Annotated in this window: 19 protein-coding genes and 1 tRNA gene; 18 read left to right on the top strand and 2 right to left on the bottom strand. The window is 61.9% G+C overall.

All coding sequences use genetic code 11. The features are described 5' to 3' along the window. Window positions 1-148: 148 nt before the first annotated feature. The 9 genes from AC6H0W_RS11420 to AC6H0W_RS11380 all read left to right on the top strand — a co-directional run bounded on the left by AC6H0W_RS11420 (window position 149) and on the right by AC6H0W_RS11380 (window position 7,589). Window positions 149-1,180 (top strand): substrate-binding domain-containing protein, encoded by a 1,032-nt coding sequence (locus AC6H0W_RS11420; protein WP_497577277.1) that lies wholly within the window; start codon window positions 149-151, stop codon window positions 1,178-1,180. Window positions 1,181-1,265: 85 nt separating this feature from the next. Beyond that, window positions 1,266-2,642, top strand: a complete 1,377-nt coding sequence (gene pstC, locus AC6H0W_RS11415; protein ID WP_497577276.1) for a phosphate ABC transporter permease subunit PstC — start codon at window positions 1,266-1,268, stop codon at window positions 2,640-2,642. A gap of 18 nt (window positions 2,643-2,660) precedes the next feature. Continuing rightward, window positions 2,661-4,028, top strand: coding sequence for a phosphate ABC transporter permease PstA (pstA, locus tag AC6H0W_RS11410; RefSeq protein ID WP_497577275.1), 1,368 nt, complete (start codon window positions 2,661-2,663; stop codon window positions 4,026-4,028). Window positions 4,029-4,036: 8 nt separating this feature from the next. Further along, the gene (gene pstB / locus AC6H0W_RS11405; RefSeq protein WP_497577354.1) at window positions 4,037-4,858 is read left to right on the top strand and encodes a phosphate ABC transporter ATP-binding protein PstB; all 822 of its coding nucleotides are present in this window, start codon (window positions 4,037-4,039) and stop codon (window positions 4,856-4,858) included. 209 nt (window positions 4,859-5,067) lie between these two features. Then, window positions 5,068-5,823 (top strand): triose-phosphate isomerase, encoded by a 756-nt coding sequence (gene tpiA / locus AC6H0W_RS11400; protein ID WP_497577274.1) that lies wholly within the window; start codon window positions 5,068-5,070, stop codon window positions 5,821-5,823. A gap of 20 nt (window positions 5,824-5,843) precedes the next feature. Then, on the top strand, window positions 5,844-6,227 hold the full coding sequence (gene secG / locus AC6H0W_RS11395) for a preprotein translocase subunit SecG (RefSeq protein ID WP_497577273.1): 384 nt from the start codon (window positions 5,844-5,846) through the stop codon (window positions 6,225-6,227). 60 nt (window positions 6,228-6,287) lie between these two features. Continuing rightward, window positions 6,288-6,372: transfer RNA gene (locus AC6H0W_RS11390), tRNA-Leu, on the top strand. A gap of 66 nt (window positions 6,373-6,438) precedes the next feature. Further along, window positions 6,439-6,996, top strand: coding sequence for an NUDIX domain-containing protein (locus tag AC6H0W_RS11385; RefSeq protein WP_497577272.1), 558 nt, complete (start codon window positions 6,439-6,441; stop codon window positions 6,994-6,996). Continuing rightward, a complete protein-coding gene (locus tag AC6H0W_RS11380) occupies window positions 6,996-7,589 on the top strand; it encodes an IMPACT family protein (RefSeq protein WP_497577271.1) in 594 nt (197 codons plus the stop codon). Before AC6H0W_RS11385 ends, AC6H0W_RS11380 begins: the two co-directional genes overlap by 1 nt. Here AC6H0W_RS11380 and AC6H0W_RS11375 read toward each other — a convergent pair. Together AC6H0W_RS11375 and map are read right to left on the bottom strand one after the other, a co-directional pair. After that, on the bottom strand, window positions 7,586-10,168 hold the full coding sequence (locus AC6H0W_RS11375; protein ID WP_497577270.1) for a [protein-PII] uridylyltransferase: 2,583 nt from the start codon (window positions 10,166-10,168) through the stop codon (window positions 7,586-7,588). The genes AC6H0W_RS11380 and AC6H0W_RS11375 overlap by 4 nt on opposite strands. A 4-nt stretch (window positions 10,169-10,172) precedes the next feature. Next, a complete protein-coding gene (gene map, locus AC6H0W_RS11370) occupies window positions 10,173-10,997 on the bottom strand; it encodes a type I methionyl aminopeptidase (protein WP_497577269.1) in 825 nt (274 codons plus the stop codon). 357 nt (window positions 10,998-11,354) lie between these two features. Between map and rpsB the strand changes: the two genes are divergently transcribed. From rpsB to bamA, 9 genes are all read left to right on the top strand, one after another. Beyond that, entirely contained in the window at window positions 11,355-12,116 is a 762-nt protein-coding gene (rpsB, locus tag AC6H0W_RS11365) for a 30S ribosomal protein S2 (protein ID WP_497577268.1), read from the top strand. 87 nt (window positions 12,117-12,203) lie between these two features. Next, a complete protein-coding gene (gene tsf / locus AC6H0W_RS11360) occupies window positions 12,204-13,097 on the top strand; it encodes a translation elongation factor Ts (protein ID WP_497577267.1) in 894 nt (297 codons plus the stop codon). Between the two features lie 10 nt (window positions 13,098-13,107). Further along, entirely contained in the window at window positions 13,108-13,824 is a 717-nt protein-coding gene (gene pyrH / locus AC6H0W_RS11355) for a UMP kinase (RefSeq protein ID WP_497577266.1), read from the top strand. 10 nt (window positions 13,825-13,834) lie between these two features. Further along, entirely contained in the window at window positions 13,835-14,392 is a 558-nt protein-coding gene (gene frr / locus AC6H0W_RS11350; RefSeq protein ID WP_497577265.1) for a ribosome recycling factor, read from the top strand. A gap of 36 nt (window positions 14,393-14,428) precedes the next feature. After that, window positions 14,429-15,190, top strand: coding sequence for a polyprenyl diphosphate synthase (gene uppS, locus AC6H0W_RS11345; protein ID WP_497577264.1), 762 nt, complete (start codon window positions 14,429-14,431; stop codon window positions 15,188-15,190). Next, window positions 15,183-15,992 carry a phosphatidate cytidylyltransferase gene (locus tag AC6H0W_RS11340; protein WP_497577263.1) on the top strand — a complete coding sequence of 270 codons (810 nt, stop codon included), beginning with the start codon at window positions 15,183-15,185 and terminating at the stop codon, window positions 15,990-15,992. Before uppS ends, AC6H0W_RS11340 begins: the two co-directional genes overlap by 8 nt. Before the next feature lies 1 nt (window position 15,993). Continuing rightward, entirely contained in the window at window positions 15,994-17,190 is a 1,197-nt protein-coding gene (gene ispC, locus AC6H0W_RS11335) for a 1-deoxy-D-xylulose-5-phosphate reductoisomerase (protein ID WP_497577262.1), read from the top strand. Further along, the gene (gene rseP, locus AC6H0W_RS11330; RefSeq protein WP_497577261.1) at window positions 17,187-18,554 is read left to right on the top strand and encodes an RIP metalloprotease RseP; all 1,368 of its coding nucleotides are present in this window, start codon (window positions 17,187-17,189) and stop codon (window positions 18,552-18,554) included. Before ispC ends, rseP begins: the two co-directional genes overlap by 4 nt. Window positions 18,555-18,561: 7 nt before the next feature. Then, on the top strand, window positions 18,562-20,871 hold the full coding sequence (gene bamA, locus AC6H0W_RS11325) for an outer membrane protein assembly factor BamA (protein WP_497577260.1): 2,310 nt from the start codon (window positions 18,562-18,564) through the stop codon (window positions 20,869-20,871). Window positions 20,872-20,898: the final 27 nt, after the last annotated feature.

Genomic DNA, 20,898 nt, shown 5'->3' with positions numbered 1-20,898 from the left:
GGCATGGAGACATGCCTCCCGCTCTCATTTGTTGCTTGTCACAACATTGAAATATTGGAAGTCGATACTGCGCAGCGTCGCGACGCCATTAGGCGAAGTGCTCGCAGCGCCCTCGAGGCCTGCATTACTACAACCGAGGATATCGACCATGAAATTCAAGCTGAACGCTCTTTGTGCGGCCACCGCGGCTGCGATGACTCTGGGTTTCGCGACGTCCGCCGTCGCCCGTGACACGGTGCAGATCGCCGGCTCTTCGACCGTTCTGCCGTTCGCCAGTATCGTCGCCGAAGAGTTCGGCAATGCATTTGCTCAGTTCAAGACGCCGGTTGTCGGCTCCGGTGGCTCGAGCGGCGGTCTGCGCCAGTTCTGCCAGGGCGTCGGCCCGAACACCATCGACATCGCCAACTCGTCGCGCCCGATTCGCCCTGCCGAAGTCGAGGCCTGCGCCAAGGCTGGCGTGAGCAAGATCATCGAAGTGCATTTCGGTTATGACGGCATCGTGTTCGCTTCGCGTGCCGACAAAGGCTCATTCGAGCTGACCCCGGCGCACGTGTTCGCAGCGGCATCCGCTCAAGTCGTGCGTGACGGCAAGCTGGTGGCGAACCCCTACACGCGCTGGAACCAGATCGACAGCAAGCTTCCGAACCAGGAAATCGTGCTGGTGATTCCGGCCTCGAACCACGGCACGCGTGAAGTCTTCGAAGAGAAGGTGATTCACCCGGGCTGCGAATCCTTCTCCGAAATCAAGGCCATGGGCTCGGACGACAAGAAGAAGGTGTGCAACACGCTGCGCGGTGATGGCCGTATCGTCGAAATCGCCGGTGACTACACCGAAACCCTGGCCCGTCTCGATGCACAGCCGGATTCGGTTGGCGTGTTCGGCCTGAGCTTCTACGACCAGAACCGCGACCGCCTGAAAGTGGCAACCGTAAATGGCGTGACCCCCAGCCTGGAAACCATCGGCTCCGGTGACTACCCGGTGTCCCGTCCGCTGTTCTTCTACGTCAAGGGTGAGCACGTCGGCGTGATTCCGGGCTTGCAGCAGTACGCCGAGTACTTCGTCAATGAGCAGGTTTCGGGCTTTGGCAGTGCGCTCGAGAGCGCTGGCCTGATCCCGCTCAGCGACAAAGAGCGCGCCGGCGTGCTGGCCAACATCAAGGCCGGTAAAACGGTCAAGTAATCGGTGACGCAGGGCCGCGAGGACGGATGTCCGAGCGGCCCTTGTCTGTTCGGGCCGAAGCGGGCCCGAAACGTTTGGAGCCCAGATGAGCAACTGGATCGTAGTCGCCGCGCTGTTGATGCTGACGGCACTGGCCTATCAGTTCGGCCTGATGCGCAGCAGGAAGATGGCTACCGCGGGTGGCGTGCGGATGCACTCACGCCCAGGTTATTACGGGATGCTGGTGGCGCTGTGGTGCGGCGTTCCGGCGCTCCTCGTACTGGTGCTGTGGTGGCTCTTCGAGCCCGGCATCGTGCGCATGGTGGTGTTGAATCAGCTCCCCCCCGAGGTGGCAGCGCTGAGTGCTCAAGAGTTGCAGGTTCTGCTGCGCAGGGTGCAATCGATTGCTTCCGGCGTTGGTGTTTCCGGCGTGGCGAGCGATATTGAACTGGCCGCGGCCGAGCAAATGCAGCGACTGCAGGTGTTCGCCCAGTCGGCAATGATTGCGCTGGTCGCCGCGTTGGCAGTGTTCGGGCTGATTCATGCGGGGCGACGCATCGACCCTGCGCTGCGCGCTCGAAATCAAGTCGAGGTGGTGATTCGCATCGGATTGATCTTGTGTTCGACGATCGCGATCCTGACCACCATCGGCATCGTCATGTCGATGATCGGTGAAGCCATTCGCTTCTTCAGCTTTGTACCGCCGTCCGAATTCTTCTTCGGCACGGTGTGGAATCCCCGTTTCGCAACCGTAGGTTCGGGAGCACAAGGGCAGTTCGGCCTGTTGCCGCTGCTGTGGGGCACGATGATGGTCAGCATCATCGCGTTGATCGTTGCCGTGCCGACCGGGTTGATGACAGCAATTTATCTTGCCGAGTATGCGCCGGGCTGGCTGCGCTCATTTGCCAAGCCGGTGATCGAGGTGCTCGCCGGCATCCCGACCATCGTGTATGGCTTCTTCGCGTTGGTGATGGTGGGGCCGTTCTTCTACAACCTCGGGCAGTCGATCGGGGTGGATATCCGCGCCACCAGCGCGCTGACGGCGGGTGTGGTGATGGGGGTCATGATTGTGCCCTTCATCTCATCACTGTCGGACGACATCATCACCCAGGTGCCCAAAGCCATGCGGGATGGCTCGCTCGGTCTCGGGGCGACACGCTCGGAGACCATTCGTCGTGTGGTGTTGCCGGCGGCCTTGCCAGGTATTGTCGGCGCCATTTTGCTGGCCGCAAGCCGTGCGATCGGCGAAACCATGATCGTGGTGCTGGCAGCCGGCAACAGCCCGGTGCTGCACGCCAATCCGCTCGAAGCCGTATCAACCGTGACCGTGACCATCGTCAACCAGCTCACCGGCGATCAGGACTTCGCCAGCCCGCAGTCGCTGGTGGCGTTTGCCCTCGGGCTGACGCTGTTCGTGATCACCCTGGGGTTGAACGTTATTGCGCTCTACATCGTGCGCAAGTATCGCGAACAGTACGAATGAGCGCGGAGTGAATCAAACGTGACTACAAATGAAATGAACGAAGACAGCCTGCGAGGGCGTCGTCGCATGCAGATCGAAACCTCGCTCAGAAAGCGTCACGGGCGCGAGCGCCGCTTCCACCGCACGGGCCTGCTGGCTACGTTGGCAGGGTTGGGTGTGGTGGCGCTGCTGTTCGTGTCGATTCTGAGCAAAGGTTTGCCGGCATTCTGGCAGGCGACCATCGTCACCGACATCTACTTTGATCCCGAGGTGGTGCAGATCCAGGCGCGGCCGGTGGCGCAACTCGGCGAGTCGCCTGCGGCATTCCGCGAGCGCGATGTCGAGTGGCTGACCGAGCTCGGCATGATCAACTGGAACCGCTTGATCGAGAATGCGCTGGCCAGCCATTTGCCGGATGTCGGCGACTCGCGCGAGCGTGCCCGGCTGCGCGCACTGGTGACCAGCGCCGAGCGCTTCCGTCTGCGTGACATGGTGGCCGAGAACCCCAGCCTGATCGGACAAACCGTGTCGGTGAAGTTGCTGGCAGATGCCAACGTGGATGTGTGGCTCAAAGGCAATATCGATCGGACCTTGCCGGATCGTCAGCAGCAATTGCAGCCGCAAGTGCGCGCATGGGCGGATGATCTGTACGAGCGTGACGTGATCCAGATGAAGTTCAGCACGGGTCTATTCCTCAACCCGGATTCGCGCAGTTCGCTGGCTTCGGCTGGTCTGGCCGGGGCGTTCATGGGCTCGCTGTTCATGATGGGCATCGTGATCCTGCTGGCGGTGCCGATCGGCGTGGCCAGTGCGATCTACCTCGAAGAGTTCGCTCCCAAGAGTCGTCTGGTCGATCTCATCGAGGTGAACATCAACAACCTTGCGGCCGTGCCGTCGATCATCTTCGGCCTGCTCGGCGCGGCGGTGTTCATCAACTGGTTTCACATGCCGCTGTCGGCACCGCTGGTGGGCGGTCTGGTGCTGTCCTTGATGACGCTGCCGACAGTGATCATCGCCACCCGCTCTGCGTTGAAGGCGATTCCGCCCTCAATCCGTCAGGCCGCCCTGGGTATTGGCGCCTCGAAGGTGCAGACGGTGTTCCACCATGTGCTTCCGCTGGCGCTGCCCGGCATCCTGACCGGCGCAATCATCGGGGTGGCGCAGGCCATCGGTGAAACCGCGCCTTTGTTGTTGATCGGCATGAGTGCCTTCGTGGCGTCGATTCCGGCGACCCCGCTGGATCAGGCCACTGCGCTGCCGGTGCAAATCTATCTGTGGCAGGGGAATGAGCTTCGGAACTTCTTCGAAGCCCGTACTTCGGCTGCAATCATTGTGCTGCTTGCACTGATGCTGAGCCTGAACGCCTTGGCCGTGCTGCTGCGCAGGAAATTCGAGAGAAGGTGGTGAGCATGAAAATGGAAAATCCGTCGATTCAGGTGAATCTGCCGCAGTCAGGTGCTCAGGCAACAGCCGACGATCAAAAGATCAAGATCAGTGCGCGTGACGTAAAAGTCTTCTACGGCGAGCACGAAGCCTTGCATGGTGTGAGTCTGGACATCGTCGAGAACGAGGTGATTGCCTTCATCGGCCCTTCGGGCTGCGGCAAATCAACCTTCCTGCGCTGTTTCAACCGCATGAACGACACCATTGATGGCTGCCGCGTGACGGGCGAAATCCTGCTCGACGGGAAGGAAATCTACGACCGTTCGCTCGATCCGGTGTTGCTGCGTGCCGAGGTGGGCATGGTGTTCCAGAAGCCGAACCCGTTTCCCAAATCGATTTTCGAGAACGTGGCCTACGGCCCGCGCCTGCATGGTCTGGCCTCCACGAAGGCTGAGCTCAACGATATCGTCGAGCAGAGCCTGCGCCGTGCAGGCCTTTGGGACGAGGTGAAAGATCGTCTCGATCAGCCCGGCACTGGCTTGTCGGGTGGGCAACAGCAGCGCCTGTGCATTGCACGCACGATTGCCGTGAGCCCCGAGGTGATCCTGATGGATGAGCCGTGCTCGGCGCTCGACCCGATCGCCACCAGCAAGGTCGAGCAACTCATCGAAGAGCTGTCGAGCCTCTACACCATCGTCGTGGTCACCCACAACATGCAGCAGGCCGCGCGCATCTCGCATCGCACGGCGTTCTTCCACCTGGGTGATCTGGTGGAAGTCGGACCGACCACGGAGATTTTCACGCGCCCGCAGCAGACGCGCACCGAGGATTACATCACCGGTCGTTTCGGCTGAAGGGCAAGAAGGGGAGGTTGCCGCGCCGGATGCGCGCAGTTCCCGGTAGCCGGTTACAGCGATTCGGTTCGCTGCAACCGGCTTTTCTCCATTCAAGACTGCCGTGTTTCGGCAGCCCGTAAGAGGGATGGCAACGCGTGCATGCTATTGCCGACATTGCTGCTGCCTCGGCCGCAGGTTAGAATCGCCTATTTACTTGTGCGCCCGGAATGCTAAACAGGCTCGTCGTCGGTAACTGGAAGATGAACGGGCGCCTCGCCTCGACTGAGGCTCTGCTCGCCAACATGCTGCCGGAGCTTCCGCAGCAGGTGGCTGTGGCAGTGTGCGTACCGTTTCCCTATTTACCTCTGGTGGCTGCGAAATTGCGCGGTCAGGCCGTGAAAGTGGGTGCGCAGGACGTCAGTGAATACGCCGATGGCGCCTTCACCGGGCAGGTCAGCGCAGGCATGCTCAACGAGTTCGACTGCGCTTATGCAATCGTCGGGCACTCAGAGCGCCGTGCCTTGCTGGCCGAGAGCGACGCTTCGGTGGCGGCCAAGGCTGCAGCCTCGCTGGCGGCTGGCATCACGCCCATCGTGTGCATCGGTGAAACGCTCGAAGAGCGCGAGAGCGGCAAAGTGGAGTCGGTGTTGCTGCGTCAGCTCGACGCGCTGGATGCGCAGCTGGCGGGGGCCGATGTCGGTCGCATCGTACTGGCGTATGAGCCCGTCTGGGCCATCGGCACCGGGCGAGCGGCAACGCCAGAGCAGGTGGCCGAAGTGCTTGCGCTGGTGCGGCGCTGGGCGCTCGAGAGAACTGAAGGGGTGCAGCACACGCGCATCCTGTACGGCGGAAGTGTGAAGGCCGACAGCGCGGGCTGGCTGTTCGAGCTGGAGGATGCGGATGGTGTGCTCGTGGGTGGGGCGTCACTGGTCGCGGAAGAGTTTGTGGCGATCTGCCGGGCTGCGGCAAATCGGGCGGTTTGAATCTGGAGTGACATAAAAAGATGGGTAGTTACCTGTTCTCGATCGTCTTGGCGATCCATGTGGTGGTCGGTATCGCTGTCATCGGCCTGGTGCTGATGCAGCACGGCAAGGGTGCGGACGCAGGCGCCGCGTTCGGTGGTGGCGGCGGTGGCGGTGGCGGCGGAGCCGGCAGTGTGTTCGGCTCGTCCGGCTCGGCCAACTTCCTGAGCCGCGCGACGGCTATTTTGGCCACGGCTTTTTTCGTTACCAGTCTCAGCCTGGCCTATCTTGCGGGCAGCAAGCCGTCGGCTCCGACTAGCGTGATGGACAGCGCCATTCCGGTGCCGGCCGCTCCGCAAATGCAGGGCGACGTACCGGCTGCGCCGCCGGCCGACGTCCCGACGGCTCCGGCGTCGCAAAACTAAGCCAGACAAGCTTGCGTGGGGCGTGCAAATCCGTATAATGCGCGTTCCCGAGAAATCAGGGCCGACGTGGTGAAATTGGTAGACACGCCATCTTGAGGGGGTGGTGGCGCAAGCCGTATGAGTTCGAGTCTCATCGTCGGCACCATAAATCGGAAAGAATGCCCGCATACGCGGGCATTTTTTTTTGCCTGATCCATCTGGAGGAAAATGCATGACAGAAAACCGTGTTTCCGATGATCCGCTCACCGAAACTACTCTGGATTCAGAGCAGGTATTCAAAGGCGTTCTGCTGGACGTGCGTCGTGATCGCGTGCGCTTGCCCGACGGAGGCGAGTCCACGCGTGAGTACATTTGTCATCCGGGCGCCGTGGTCGTGGTGGCCGTCCAGGCTGACGGGCAGCTTGTCGTGGAGCGTCAGTTCCGCTATCCCTTGCGTCGCAGCTTCATCGAGTTCCCGGCGGGCAAGCTCGACCCGGGTGAAGACATCCAGAAGTGTGCCCAGCGAGAGTTGCGTGAGGAAACGGGCTTCGAGGCGTCGGAGTGGCGGCACCTTGGCGTCATTCATGTGTGCATCGGCTATTCCGATGAGCGCATTGAGGTTTTTCTTGCCAGCGGGCTGACGCAGGTGGGCAATCAACTCGACGAAGAGGAGTTCCTCGAAGTGCTGGCGATGCCGGTGCATGAGGCCGAGCAGGGCGTGCTGAATGGCACGATCACCGATTCAAAGACCATTTCGGCCTTGTTCATGGCGTTGCCGCATCTGCGCTGATGCCGCCGCTCACCTTGTCCGCTGCGGTCCATAGCGATCTGCTGATCAAGAAGAGTCGCTTCATCGGCTGCGTCGAGCCCATGGGGTCTCGAGAGGAGGCTGTGGCGCGGGTGGCGGCGTTGCGCGCACTGCACCCCGGTGCGGCGCACGTGTGCTGGGCTTTACACGCTGGCGGCCAGTCCGCCGCCAACGACGACGGCGAGCCGGGCGGCACGGCTGGTCAGCCGATGCTGCGGGTGCTGCGCCATCAGGATCTGGACGGTGTGCTGGCCACGGTGGTGCGCTATTTCGGCGGGGTGAAACTCGGGGCGGGCGGCCTGGTGCGGGCCTACACCGACGCAGTGGCGCAGGCCTTGCTCGGGGTAGAGAAAGTCGCCATTCGGGCGGTGAGCACCTTGGCGTGCGAGATTCCGTATGCGCTCGAAGGGGCCTTCCGTCGAGAGATCGCGTCTGCAGGTGCTGCTTTGCTCGAAAGCTCGCATGCAGCGAACGTCGTGCTGAGCTTCAGCGTGGTGCAGGACGACATCGCCGTCTTGCGCCTGCGCCTCGATGATCTGGCGCAGGGGCAGGTTGCATGGCTGGATGAGCCCTAGACCTGCAGCAGGTCTTCAAGCTCGCGCTGGATGCGCATCAGATGCTTCTCTTGCGTCAGTGCCGAGCCTGACAGCAGGAAGGTATCCTCGATGCGCTCACCCAGCGTCGAGATCTTGGCGGTGTGTACCGTGATGCCGTGATTGGCCAGGACTTCCGCGATGCCGAACAGCACCCCCGGCCGGTCGGCCGCCGAGATCGAAAGGATGTGATGGCGCGCGGCATCGTCCGGGCGGATGGCGACGCTGGGCGTGACCGGAAAGTAGCGCACCTGACGTGACAGGCGACCGTTGCTCGGACGGTCCAGTGGGGCGTCGTTGCGCAGGCGTTCGCTCAGGTCGTGTTCGATCAGCGTGATCACGTCGCGGTAGCGCGATTCGCTGCCGGGGTCCTGCAGTACGAAGCTGTCCAGCGCATAGCCGTGGCGCGTGGTCTGCACCTTGGCTTCCAGAATCGAAAACCCCAGCTTGCCGAAGAAGCCGGTGATGCGTGCGAAGAGATCTTTGCGGTCTGGCGTGTAAACCAGCACCTGAACGCCCTGATACTCGCTCGAGATGCGTGCTTTGACGATCGGGTCGCTGTCGTTCGGGCGGAAATACAGCTGACGCGTGTGCCATGCGATGTCTTCGGCCGAATTACGCATGAAGTAGACCGCATCCAGGCGCGACCACAGTTCGTCCTCCACGCCCGGACGCAGGCCGTGGTAACGCAGCAGGGCGCGCGCGTTCTCCTGGCGCTGATCCAGGCCCAGCGCCTGTTGCGGCGTGGCACCGCGCATCAGGCGTTGAGTGGCGAAGAACAGGTCTTCCAGCAGCTTGGCACGCCAGCCGTTCCATACCTTGGGGCTGGTGCCGCGGATGTCCGCATGCGTGATCAGGTACAGCGCGATCAAGCGTCGCTCGCTTCCGACGATGTCGGCGAAGCGCTTCACCACTTCGGGGTCGGTCGTGTCCTGCTTCTGTGCCACGTGCGACATCGTCAGGTGATGCTCGACCAGCCAGACGATAAGGTCGGTGTCTTCGGCGGACAGGCCATGTGCCTCGCAAAACGCGCGGGCGTCGCTCATGCCGAGCTTGGAGTGGTCGCCGCCGCGGCCCTTGGCAATGTCGTGGAACAGTGCGGCGATATACAGCAGCCAGTTGTTCTCGAAGCCCAGCATGAGGCGCGTCATCAGCGGGTATTCGTGCGCGTGCTTGCCCATGGCGAACTGCCGCACATTGCGCACCACCATCATGATGTGCTGGTCGACGGTGTACACGTGAAACAGGTCGTGCTGCATCTGGCACACGATCTTGTGCCAGGCGGGCAGGTAGCGGCCGAGAATGCCGTACTGGTTCATGCGCCGCAGCTCGTGCACGATGCCGCGCTTTTGCTGCAGGATCTGCAGGAAGAGCGCGCGGTTTTCGGGGTCGGCGCGAAACTTCGCGTTGATCAGGCGGCGGCTGCTCCACAGCAGGCGCAGCGTGCGCGCCGTCATGCCTTTGAGTTCGGGGCGTTGCTGCAGGATCAGAAAGCACTCGAGCAGAGCCGAGGGGCGCTCCTCAAAGACGTTCTCGTCGCGGATGTCGAGCAGGTCGCGGACGATCTGGAACTGGTCATTGACGATTTCTTCCGGGGCGACATTCTCCGGAAGAATCTCGTTGGCAAAGTTCTGCAGCAGGATGGTGTTGATCTGCGTGACCTTCTTGGCCGTCACGTAGTAGCGCTGCATCATCACTTCGGAAGCGCGTTTGGCGTTCGTGGCGGTGAAGCCCAGTGCGCTGGCGAGCCTTTCTTGATGGTCGAACAGCAGGCGGTCTTCGGCACGGTTGGCCAGGTAGTGCAGGCGAATGCGCACATGCTGCAAAAAGCGTTCGATGTGCCGCAGTTCGCCGGCCTCGGCGCCAGTGATCAGGCGTTTATGCGCGAGATCGCGCCAATTGCGCGCCAACCCTGCGGCGCGCGCGATCCAGCCGAGCATCTGCAGATCGCGCAGCCCGCCCGGGCTCTCCTTGCAGCTGGGTTCGAGCGAGTAGGGGGTGTCGTTGTGCCGCGCGTGGCGTTGCTGCTGCTCCACGAGCTTGGCGCGGAAGAACGCGCGCGGGTCGAGTTCCGAGCGGTAGCGTTTCTGGAAATCGGTGAAAAGCGTCGCGTTTCCCCCGATCAGGCGTGCCTCGAGCAGGTTGGTCTGCACCGTGATGTCGTCACGCGAAGCTTCCAGGCACTCGTCTACGGTGCGCACGCTCATGCCGATTTCCAGCCCCACGTCCCACAGCGCGCCAACGAGTGACGACAGTTGCGCCTCGAGGGCCTTGCTGGGGCTGTCGGCCAGCAACACCATCAGGTCGACGTCGGAGTAGGGGAACAACTCGCCGCGGCCGTAGCCACCGACCGCGACGATGGCCACGTCTTGCGGCACGTGGCACAGCGCGCACAGGTCGAGGATGGTCTGGTCGACCAGGCGTGCGCGGCCGCGTAGCAGTTTGCTGCCCGAAGGTTCGGCCTCGTATTCGGCCCGCAGCCTTTTCGACTCGTCTACGAGACGGGAGCGCAGATTGGAAAGTTGGCTCTGGAACGGGTCGGTGGCGACGGCTTCGGGCATGGGCTCAGGCGGCGATCTTGGGGTCGATGATGGCAGGCGGTTGAGGGCAGCCATCGGAGGTGGTGAGGATGTCGTAGCCGGTTTCCGTCACCAGCACGGTGTGCTCCCACTGCGCCGAGAGGCTGCGATCCTTGGTGATGATGGTCCAGCCGTCGGGCAGTTCGGAAATGGCCGCCTTGCCGGCATTGATCATCGGTTCGACCGTGAAGATCATGCCGGCCTTCAGCTCCAGCCCGGTGCCGGGGCGGCCGTAATGCAGAATCTGCGGGTCTTCGTGGAAGGTCGAGCCGATGCCGTGACCGCAGAATTCGCGCACCACCGAAAAGCCGTTGCCCTCGGCATGCTTCTGGATGGCGTGACCGATGTCGCCCAGGCGAGCGCCCGGGCGAATCTGCGCAATGCCCAGCCACATGCATTCGAAGGTGATGTGGCACAGGCGGCGTGCCTGGATGCTTCCGGCTTCTTCGCCGCCGACGATGAACATGCGGCTGGTGTCGCCGTGAAAGCCGTCCTTGATGACGGTTACGTCGATATTGACGATGTCGCCCTTTTTCAGTGCCTTGTCGCCCGGGATGCCGTGGCACACCTGGTGATTCACCGACGTGCAGACCGACTTCGGAAACGGCGTGTAGCCCGGCGGGCAATAATTCAGCGGGGCCGGGATGGTGCCCTGCACGTTCACCATGTATTCATGGCACAGCCGGTCGAGCTCGGCCGTGGTGATGCCCGGTTGCACGTGCGGAGTGATGTAGTCGAGTACTTCAGAGCCGAGCCGGCCGGCCACGCGCATCTTCTCGATTTCTTCCGGGCTTTTGATCTTGACGCTCATTCGGGGGAGTCCGTTGCGCAAGGCGCCGGATGCGCGCCTCACATATATAAGAGGTGCCGCGCAGCACCCGACGGAAGTCGATGCGCGCGCACTGGTTCTGGGGAATTGCTTAAGGTTGACAGGCTAGCGCATGCGCGTCTGACGGGCAATTGCGGCTGTATCGGTGTGCGTTTGCTTGTTGAGCCCGCTTGGGGTTTGCCGCTATAATCGCAGGCTTGATCGCATGTCGCGGTCAAAAATCCGCACGCTCGGCGTGACACCTGTGGGGTCCGTTCAATCCGTTAGATTCGGAATGGCGGTGCAAAGGTTGTCGATTACAGCGCAGGGCGGAGGCAAAACCCTTTATTGGAGCAGTAAATGTCTAACGTAACGATGCGTCAGATGCTCGAGGCGGGCGTCCACTTTGGCCACCAGACCCGTTTCTGGAACCCGAAAATGGCTTCCTACATTTTCGGTCAGCGCAACAAGATTCACATCGTCAACCTCGAAAAGACGATGGTCAAGTACAACGAAGCCATGGCCTTCGTGCGCAAGCTTTCGTCCAACCGCGGCACCATCCTGTTCGTCGGCACCAAGCGTCAGGCGCGTGAAATCGTGGCCGAAGAAGCCGGCCGCGCAGGCATGCCCTTCGTCGATGAGCGTTGGCTCGGCGGCATGCTGACCAACTTCAAGACGGTCAAGCAGTCGATCAAGCGCCTGAAAGACATGGAAGCTCAGCTCGAAGAAGGTACGACGGCCAAGGTTTCCAAGAAAGAAGCCCTGATGGCCAGCCGCGAGCTCGCCAAGCTGCAGACCAGCATCGGCGGTATCAAGGACATGAACGGCTTGCCTGACGCGCTGTTCGTGATCGACGTTGGCTACCACAAGATCGCTGTGGCGGAAGCTCAGAAGCTCGGCATTCCGGTCATCGCCGTGGTGGATACCAACCACTCGCCGGACGGCATCGATTACGTGATCCCGGGTAACGACGACTCCTCCCGCGCCATCCGCCTGTACGCTCGCGGTGCGGCCGATGCCGTGCTGGAAGGCCGTAACATGGCCCTGCAGGACATCGTTGCTGCCGGCGAAGACGATTTCGTCGAAGTCGAAGAGGAAGCAGCTTCCAACGAGGAAGCTTGATCAAACGGGGCGGCGCAAGCCGCCCCGGTGTTTTGCGGGTGTAGCACGACCCGTTTCCCACAGAATTTCAGAATTTCAGGAGTCAGCATGGCGGACATTACCGCAGGCATGGTCAAAGAACTGCGCGAAAAGACCGACGCACCGATGATGGAATGCAAGAAGGCTCTCACCGAGGCCGCTGGCGATATGGCCAAGGCTGAAGAGATCCTGCGCGTGAAGCTCGGCAACAAGGCCAGCAAGGCCGCTTCGCGTGTCGCGGCTGAAGGCGTTGTCGCCATTTACATCAGCGCTGACGGCAAGCTGGGCAGCATCCTCGAGATCAACTCCGAGACCGACTTCGTTGCCAAGAACGACGAATTCCTCAAGCTCGCCGACGACTGCGCCAAGCTCGTTGCCGAGAAGAACCCGGCCGACGTGGCTGCCCTGTCGGCGCTGCCGCTCGACGGCGGCACGGTCGAGTCGGTGCGCACCGCTCTGGTCGGCAAGATCGGCGAGAACATGTCGCTGCGTCGCTTCGCCCGCATCGAAGCCAAAGGTGCGCTGCAGTCGTACATCCACGGTGGTTCCAAGATCGGCGTGCTGATCGATCTCGTCGGCGGTGACGAACAGCTCGGCAAGGATCTGGCGATGCACATCGCTGCCTCCAAGCCCAAGGCCCTCGACGCTTCCGGTGTTTCCAGCGAGCTGCTCGACACCGAGCGCCGTATCGCCATCGAGAAAGCGCGTGAATCCGGCAAGCCGGAAGCCATGCTCGACAAGATCGCCGAAGGCACGGTGCAGAAGTACCTGAAAGACGTGACCTTGCTGGGCCAGGTCTTCGTCAAGGCGGAAGACGGCAAGCAGACCATCGAGCAACTGCTCAAAGCGCGTGGCGCCAGCGTTGCCGGCTTCCAGCTGTTCCTCGTGGGTGAGGGCATCGAGAAGCAGGTCACCGACTTTGCAGCCGAAGTGGCAGCCCAAGCCGCTGCTGCGCAGAAGTAAGAGGTCGGCAATGAGTGTCGCCGCCTACAAACGCATCATGCTGAAGCTGTCCGGTGAGGCCCTCATGGGGGACGACCCGTACGGCATCAACGACGACGTTGTGTCACGCATCGTTTCCGAAATCGGGGAGGTTGTTGCACTGGGCGTTCAAGTGGGTGTGGTTATTGGCGGCGGCAACATTTTCCGAGGCATGAAAGGCGCGGCGGCGGGCATGGACCGCGCCACGGCCGATTACATGGGTATGCTGGCCACCGTGATGAACGCCATGGCGCTGGCCGACGCAATGGGCCGCGCAGGCTTGTCCGCACGGGTGCAGTCGGCTTTGCGCATCGACCAGGTGGTTGAGCCGTACATTCGCGGTCGTGCCATTCGCCATCTGGAAGAGGGCCGCATCGTGATTTTCGCGGCCGGCACCGGCAACCCCTTCTTTACCACCGACACGGCAGCCGCACTGCGCGGGTCGGAAATGGCAGCGCAGATCGTGCTGAAGGCAACCAAGGTCGACGGCATCTACACTGCCGACCCCAAGAAGTTTCCCGACGCCAAGCGCTTCCACCGCATCAGCTTCGACGAGGCCATCGGCCGCAATCTCGAAGTGCTCGACTCGACGGCCTTTGCCCTGTGCCGCGACCAGAAGCTGCCGATCAACGTGTTCTCGATCTTCAAGCCGGGTGCGCTCAAGCGCGTCGTGACCGGTGAGGACGAGGGTACGCTCGTTCATTCCTGAGGATTCGACGATGGTCTCCGATCTGAACAAGAACGCCGAGCAGAAAATGCAGAAGTCCATTGAGGTCCTGAAATCGGACCTCGCCAAGGTGCGCACGGGCCGTGCACACACCGGGCTTCTGGACCACATCATGGTCGACTATTACGGCAGCATGGTGCCGGTCAACCAGGTCGCCAACATCACCTTGGTGGATTCGCGCACCATCGGCGTCCAGCCTTGGGAAAAGGGCATGGCGCAGAAGGTCGAGAAAGCCATTCGCGATTCCGACCTGGGGCTCAATCCGGCGGCTCAAGGCGAGATGATCCGCGTGCCGATGCCCGCACTGACGGAAGAGCGCCGCAAGGAGCTGATCAAGGTCGTGCGCAACGAAGGCGAGGCGGCCAAAGTGGCCATCCGCAATCTGCGTCGCGACGCCAATCAGAGCCTCAAGGATGGCGTCAAGGAGAAGGAAATCTCCGAGGACGACGAGCGCCGTGGTCAGGATGCAATCCAGAAGCTGACCGACAAATACGTCGCCGAGATCGACAAGCTGCTCGCCGAGAAAGAGCAAGAGCTGATGCAGATCTGAGCCTCGCCTGCGCAACGCAACGACGAGGGCTACACGATGGCGCAAGCCACGTTTTCAAGTTCCACACGCGAGATACCTGAGGTCGGCTCCGTGCCGACCCATCTCGCGGTCATCATGGATGGCAACGGCCGCTGGGCACGTCGCCGTTATCTTCCGCGCATTGCAGGGCATCGCCGCGGCGTTGAGGCCGTTCGTACGGTGATTCGCACCTGCATGGAGCGCGGCGTTTCGTATCTCACCTTGTTCGCGTTCAGTTCCGAGAACTGGCGTCGTCCTGCGGACGAGGTTTCCTTTCTGATGCAGTTGTTCATGCGCGCCCTGAAGAACGAGGTGCGACGCCTGCATGAGAACGGCGTGCGCTTCCGTGTGGTGGGTGATCTGTCGCGTTTCGACGCTTCCATCATCGAACTGATTCGCGAAGCCGAGGCGCTCACGAAAGACAACGAGCGCCTGACGCTCACGGTGGCCGCCAACTACGGCGGGCGTTGGGACATCACCGAGGCGCTCAATGCGCTGGTGATGAAGCACCCCGGCCGCAGCGATTTCACCGAGCAGGAATTGAGTGCCGAGCTGGCGATGAGCTACGCGCCCGAGCCTGATCTCTTCATCCGTACCGGCGGAGAGCAGCGGATTTCCAATTTCCTGCTGTGGCAGCTCGCCTACACTGAGCTGTATTTCACCGACACCCTGTGGCCGGACTTCGATGAGTTCGCGCTGAACAAGGCGTTCGAATCGTATCGTTCGCGTGAGCGCCGTTTCGGCCGCACGAGCGAACAACTTGCGGATGGCGATGCTTAAGCAGCGAGTACTCACTGCAATCGTTCTGATTGCCGGTTTCCTGGGCGCGCTGTTTTTCAGCCCGGATGTCTTCTGGTTGCTGTTGATTGCCGCCGTGGCCGGCGTGGCGGCCTGGGAATGGGCTGGCCTCGTGCGCATGGCGCCTTCGTTCCGGGCGTTTTTCGTGCCGGCCACCACAGTTGCGTCCGCCTTGCTCGGGTATCTTGCGACGAGTGACAGTGGCTGCTATTCGACAGTCGTACTGTATGTCACGGGCTTGTTGTTCTGGGCATTGGTCGTGCCCGCCTGGTTCCGTTTTCGCTGGACACCCGGCCCGCCGGCGGGGCTGATCACCGGCTGGGTCGTGCTGCTGCCGGTGGCCGTGGCGCTGGTGCACTTGAGAGCCGTTAGCGTCTGGTTGTTGCTCATCGTCATGGCGCTGGTGTGGGTGGCCGACATTGCCGCCTATTTCGCCGGCAAGTCATTCGGCAAGGTCAAGCTGGCGCCGACCATCAGCCCGGGCAAGACGCGTGAAGGTGCCTATGGTGCGTTCATCGGCGTGTTCGTCTGTGGCTTGATCCTGTCCCTGATGACCGACGGCGGCGCCGACGGCATCTCTTCTTTCGGGCTGGTTGTTCTGCTGCCGATCTTCACCGCGCTGAGCATCGAAGGCGATCTGTTCGAGTCTCTGCTCAAGCGTCAGGCAGGCCTGAAAGACAGCGGCACGCTGTTGCCCGGTCACGGCGGGGTGCTCGATCGTATCGACAGCCTGACATCCACCATGCCGCTGGCCGGCCTGATTGCCCTCCTGGCCGGGTGGTGAGATGAGCGAGTCGGTCGTGCAGAATGTGGTCGTGCTCGGGGCCACCGGGTCGATCGGTGTGAGCACGCTGGACGTCGTGGCACGTCATCCGCAGCGCTTTCGCGTGTTTGCGCTCACCGCGCATCGCCAGATTGATCGCCTGTACGAGCAATGTCTCGAGTTTTCCCCCAGTTACGCGGTAGTCGACCGTGCAGATGACGCGCATTCCTTGTCGATGCGTTTGCGTGCGGCTGGGTGCCGGGCCGAAGTGCTGCATGGCGAGGCGGCGCTGTCACAGGTCGCGGGCCATGCCGACGCTGATGTGGTCATGGCTGCCATCGTGGGAGCAGCCGGGCTGGCGCCAACGCTTGCTGCGGCACGCGCCGGCAAGCGGGTGCTGCTCGCCAACAAGGAAGCGCTGGTGCTTGGCGGCGCCATGTTCATGCAGGCCGTGCGTGAAGGCGGGGCGACGCTGCTGCCCATCGACAGCGAGCACAATGCGGTGTTTCAAGCCTTGCCGGAGTCTTACCGCAATTTGGACGGGGCAGGGGTGCGGCGCATCCTGCTGACGGCTTCGGGCGGACCCTTCCGGGATGTTCCAGTGAGCGAGCTCGATGCCGTGACGCCCGAGCAGGCCTGTGCCCACCCCAATTGGGTGATGGGGCGGAAGATCTCGGTGGATTCGGCCACGATGATGAACAAGGGGCTCGAGGTGATCGAGGCTCACTGGCTGTTTTCGGCCCCGGCCGAGCGCATCGAAGTGGTGGTTCATCCGCAGAGCGTGATCCATTCGATGGTCGAATACGTGGATGGCTCGGTGGTCGCTCAGCTCGGAAACCCGGACATGCGCACGCCCATCGCGCATGCCTTGGGCTTCCCGGAGCGAATCGAAGCAGGCGTGAGCAGCCTCGACTTGTTCCGTATCGGTCAGCTGACCTTCCAGGAACCCGATCTGGAGCGTTTTCCGTGCCTCGGGCTGGCGTACGATGTGCTGCGCGCGGGAGGTTGCGGGGCTGCGGTGTTGAATGCAGCCAACGAAGAGGCCGTGGCGGCGTTCCTGGCCGGTCGTCTGCCCTTCAGGGCGATCTGTGCGGTGATCGCCGACACGCTGGAACGCGCCGGTGCGCTCCCGGTCGAATCGATCGATTCGATTCTGGACACCGACCGACGTGCGCGCGAGATCGCGCACGAGTTTATTGCGGCCCGCCAACGTAGATGAACCTTCTCGAATACATCATTCCCTTCGTCATCGCGCTCGGCGTGCTGATCTTCATTCACGAGTTGGGCCACTATCTTGTGGCGCGCTGGTGCGGCGTAAAGGTCTTGCGGTTCTCTGTCGGCTTCGGTCGGCCGCTGCTCAAGTGGTCCGTGGGGCGTGATCGCACCGAATGGGTGCTGGCTGCCTTCCCGCTGGGGGGCTACGTGAAGATGCTGGACGAGCGTGAAGGCGACGTTGCCGAGAGCGATCTGCCGCGTTCATTCAATCGCCAATCGGTGTGGCGTCGTTTCGCCATCGTCTCCGCCGGGCCGCTCGCCAATTTCCTGCTTGCGATCGTTCTGTACTGGGGGCTGTTCGCCTCCGGTACGGAAGAGCTGCGCCCGCGTGTTGCGCTGGTGGAGGCTACGGATTCCATCGCGGCGCAAGCCGGCGTGCGCGAGGGCGATACCGTAATGTCCATCGACGGGGCCGGCGTTCGGAGTTGGTCCGACCTGCGTTGGCACATGCTGCGGGCCGTGCTCGATGGCCGCGAGGCGGATGTCGTGGTGCGCGGCGAGAGTGGCGGGGTGAATCACTTGACCCTCGATTTTCGCGGTGTCAGCGTGGATGACTCGGACGAAGATCTGATCGCCAGGGTGGGCCTCAGGCCGTGGCGTCCGGTGATTCCCCCGGTGGTGGGGAATGTGCTCGACAACAGCGCCGCGGCGCGCGCCGGGGTGCAGCCCGGTGACCGTTTCGTGGAGCTGAACGGAATCCCCCTCGAATCGTGGGATGAACTGGTGGCGACCGTGAGCGATCGTGCCGGCGTCTCCATGCCGGCTGTGATCGTGCGTGACGATGCGCGCATCACGCTGTCGCTCGTGCCAGACGAAAATCAGGTGGATGGCCGCACGGTGGGGCGCATTGGTGTGTCTGCCTCCGATGTGCCGGGGTTGCGTGATCAGATGTTCACGGTGGTGCGTTACGGGCCGCTCGAAGGGCTTCAGCGAGCAGCCGTCAAAACCTGGGACACCAGCGTGCTGACGCTGAAGATGATCGGGCGGATGCTCATCGGTGAAGTCTCGTGGAAGAATCTCTCCGGACCTGTCACGATCGCCGATTATGCGGGGCAAACAGCCAAGCTTGGTCTGGCTCACTACCTCGGGTTCATGGCCTTGATCAGCATCAGTCTGGGGGTGCTCAACCTGCTGCCCATTCCGGTGCTGGATGGCGGGCATTTACTGTATTATGTGGTGGAAATTCTGAAGGGTAGCCCGGTGTCCGAGCGAGTCATGCAGCTTGGCCAACAGTTTGGTCTGATCGTGCTGGCGACGCTCATGGTGTTTGCCTTTTACAACGACATCATGCGGCTGATTCCCGGTTGAGAGCGTAATGAGATTGAAACTATTGAGCGGGCTGGTGGCAGCCCTTTTTGTTGCCAGCCCGGCGATGGCCTTTGACGCGTTCACGGTCAAGGACATTCGTGTCGAGGGTATCCAGCGTACCGAAGCCGGCACGGTATTCAACTACCTGCCGGTGCGGGTGGGTGACACCTTCACCGAAGAGCAGGCTTCCAGCGCGATTCGCGATCTTTTCGCGACCGGTTTCTTCAGTGACGTACGCATCGACGTTGAAGACGACGTCATCGTCGTGCTCGTCGATGAACGCCCGGCCATCGCCGACATCACCTTCGTCGGCGTCAAGGAATTCGACAGCAAGGCGCTCAAGGACAGCCTGCGTGCCATCGGTCTGGCTGAAGCGCGCACCTTCGATCGTTCCTTGCTGGAGCGGGCCGAGCAAGAGCTCAAGCGCCAGTACCTCGGGCGTGGCAAGTACTCTGCTGAAGTCGTGACCACGGTGACGCCGCTGGAGCGCAACCGCGTCGGCATCAACTTCACCGTGACCGAAGGGCAGGTCGCCAAGATTCGCCAGATCAGCATCATCGGCAACGAGAAGTTCAAGGAGAAAGAGCTTCTCGGAGTCTTTCAGTCACGCACTCCGGGCTGGCTGACGTGGTACACCAAGAATGACCAGTATTCGCGCCAGAAGCTCTCTGCCGACCTTGAGAATCTGCGCTCGTTCTATCTGGATCAGGGCTACCTCGATTTCAACATCGATTCCACGCAGGTTTCGATCACGCCGGACAAGCGCGACATCTACATCACTGTGAACCTCACCGAGGGTGAGCGCTATACGGTGTCCGGCATGAGCTTCGCCGGTGATCTCATCGTGCCGGAAGAGGAATACCTCAAGCTCGCAACCTTGCGACCGGGCGACATCTTCTCGCGCGCCAAGCTGACCGAGACCACCGACGCGGTAACCAACCGTCTGGGCAACGAAGGCTATGCCTTCGCCAACGTCAACGCCGCTCCGGAAGTCGATGCCGAGAAGCGTGAGGTGGCTTTTACCATTTTCGTGGATCCGGGCCGGCGGGTGTATGTGCGCCGCCTCAACGTGGGCGGCAACGTGCGCACCCGCGACGAGGTTGTGCGCCGTGAAGTCACCCAGATGGAAGGCGCGTGGTACGACGCTGAATTGATCCGTCGTTCGCGCACTCGCGTCGAGCGCCTGGGCTACTTCGACGAAGTGCTGATCCAGACACCGGCTGTGCCGGGTTCTACCGATCAAATCGACGTGAACGTGAACGTGAAAGAACGTCCCACCGGCAACCTCGCGCTGGGTCTGGGCTTCTCCAGCTCGGAAAGCATCGTGCTGTCAGGGTCCGTTTCGCAGGACAACCTGTTCGGTTCGGGCAAGTCGCTTGGTGTCGGCCTGAACACGTCGCGTTCGGGTCGTACGGTCTCCCTGTCATTCACCGACCCGTATTTCACGGTGGACGGCATGAGCCTTGGCTACGACGTCTATCGCCGCACGTATGATCCGTCGCGCACCACCAGCATCGCGCGCTACAAGTCGGTGGCAACGGGCGCGGGTATCCGCCTCGGCTATCCGATCGGCGAAGACGACCGCATCAACTTCGGCCTGGCGGTTGATCGCACCGAAATCACGACCTTCTCGAACAGTCCGGATCTGTACAAGGATTTCTGCCGCGATTTCGGTTGCTCCGGCCCGGCTGGCGTCGGCACAGTAGAGGTCGACAGCCTGTTGTTTACCGCTGGTTGGTCAAGCGACACGCGTGACAGCTTCATCTACCCGCGTGCCGGCACTTTCCAGCGTGTGGGGTTCGAAACGGCCATTCCGCCGGGCGAACTGCGTTATTCTCGCCTGAACTATCAGTATCAGTATTGGCTTCCGATCCGTTCCAGCGAAGCGCTGATGCTGAACATGGATGTTGGCATTGCCGAAGGCTGGGGCGGCAAGCCGGTGCCGTTCTACAAGAACTTCTATGCGGGCGGTATCGGCTCGGTACGTGGCTTCGAGCAGAGCTCGATCGGCCCGCGGACCACCGACGATGATCCGATCGGTGGCACGCGCATGCTCGTGGCCAACACCGAGTACTATTTCCCGTTGCCCGGTTCCGGGCTGGATCGTTCATTCCGGGCATCGGTGTTCTTCGACGCCGGTTACATTTGGGATGAGGACACCAGTTTCGAGTTCAAGGACATGCGCTACAGTACCGGCGTGGCGTTTTCGTGGTCTTCTCCGCTGGGGCCACTGAAGTTCAGTCTTGGTTTCCCGATCAAGAAGCAGTCGGTGGACGAAGTTGAGCGGTTCCAGTTCCAGTTTGGTTCGGTGTTCTGAGCGCCGAGTGGCGGCATCCCGGAGGTT

Source organism: Pseudazoarcus sp. NS20, from assembly GCF_059703745.1.
The sequence above is the reverse complement of the archived record's forward strand: the minus strand, read 5'-3'. Positions and strand labels throughout refer to the sequence as shown.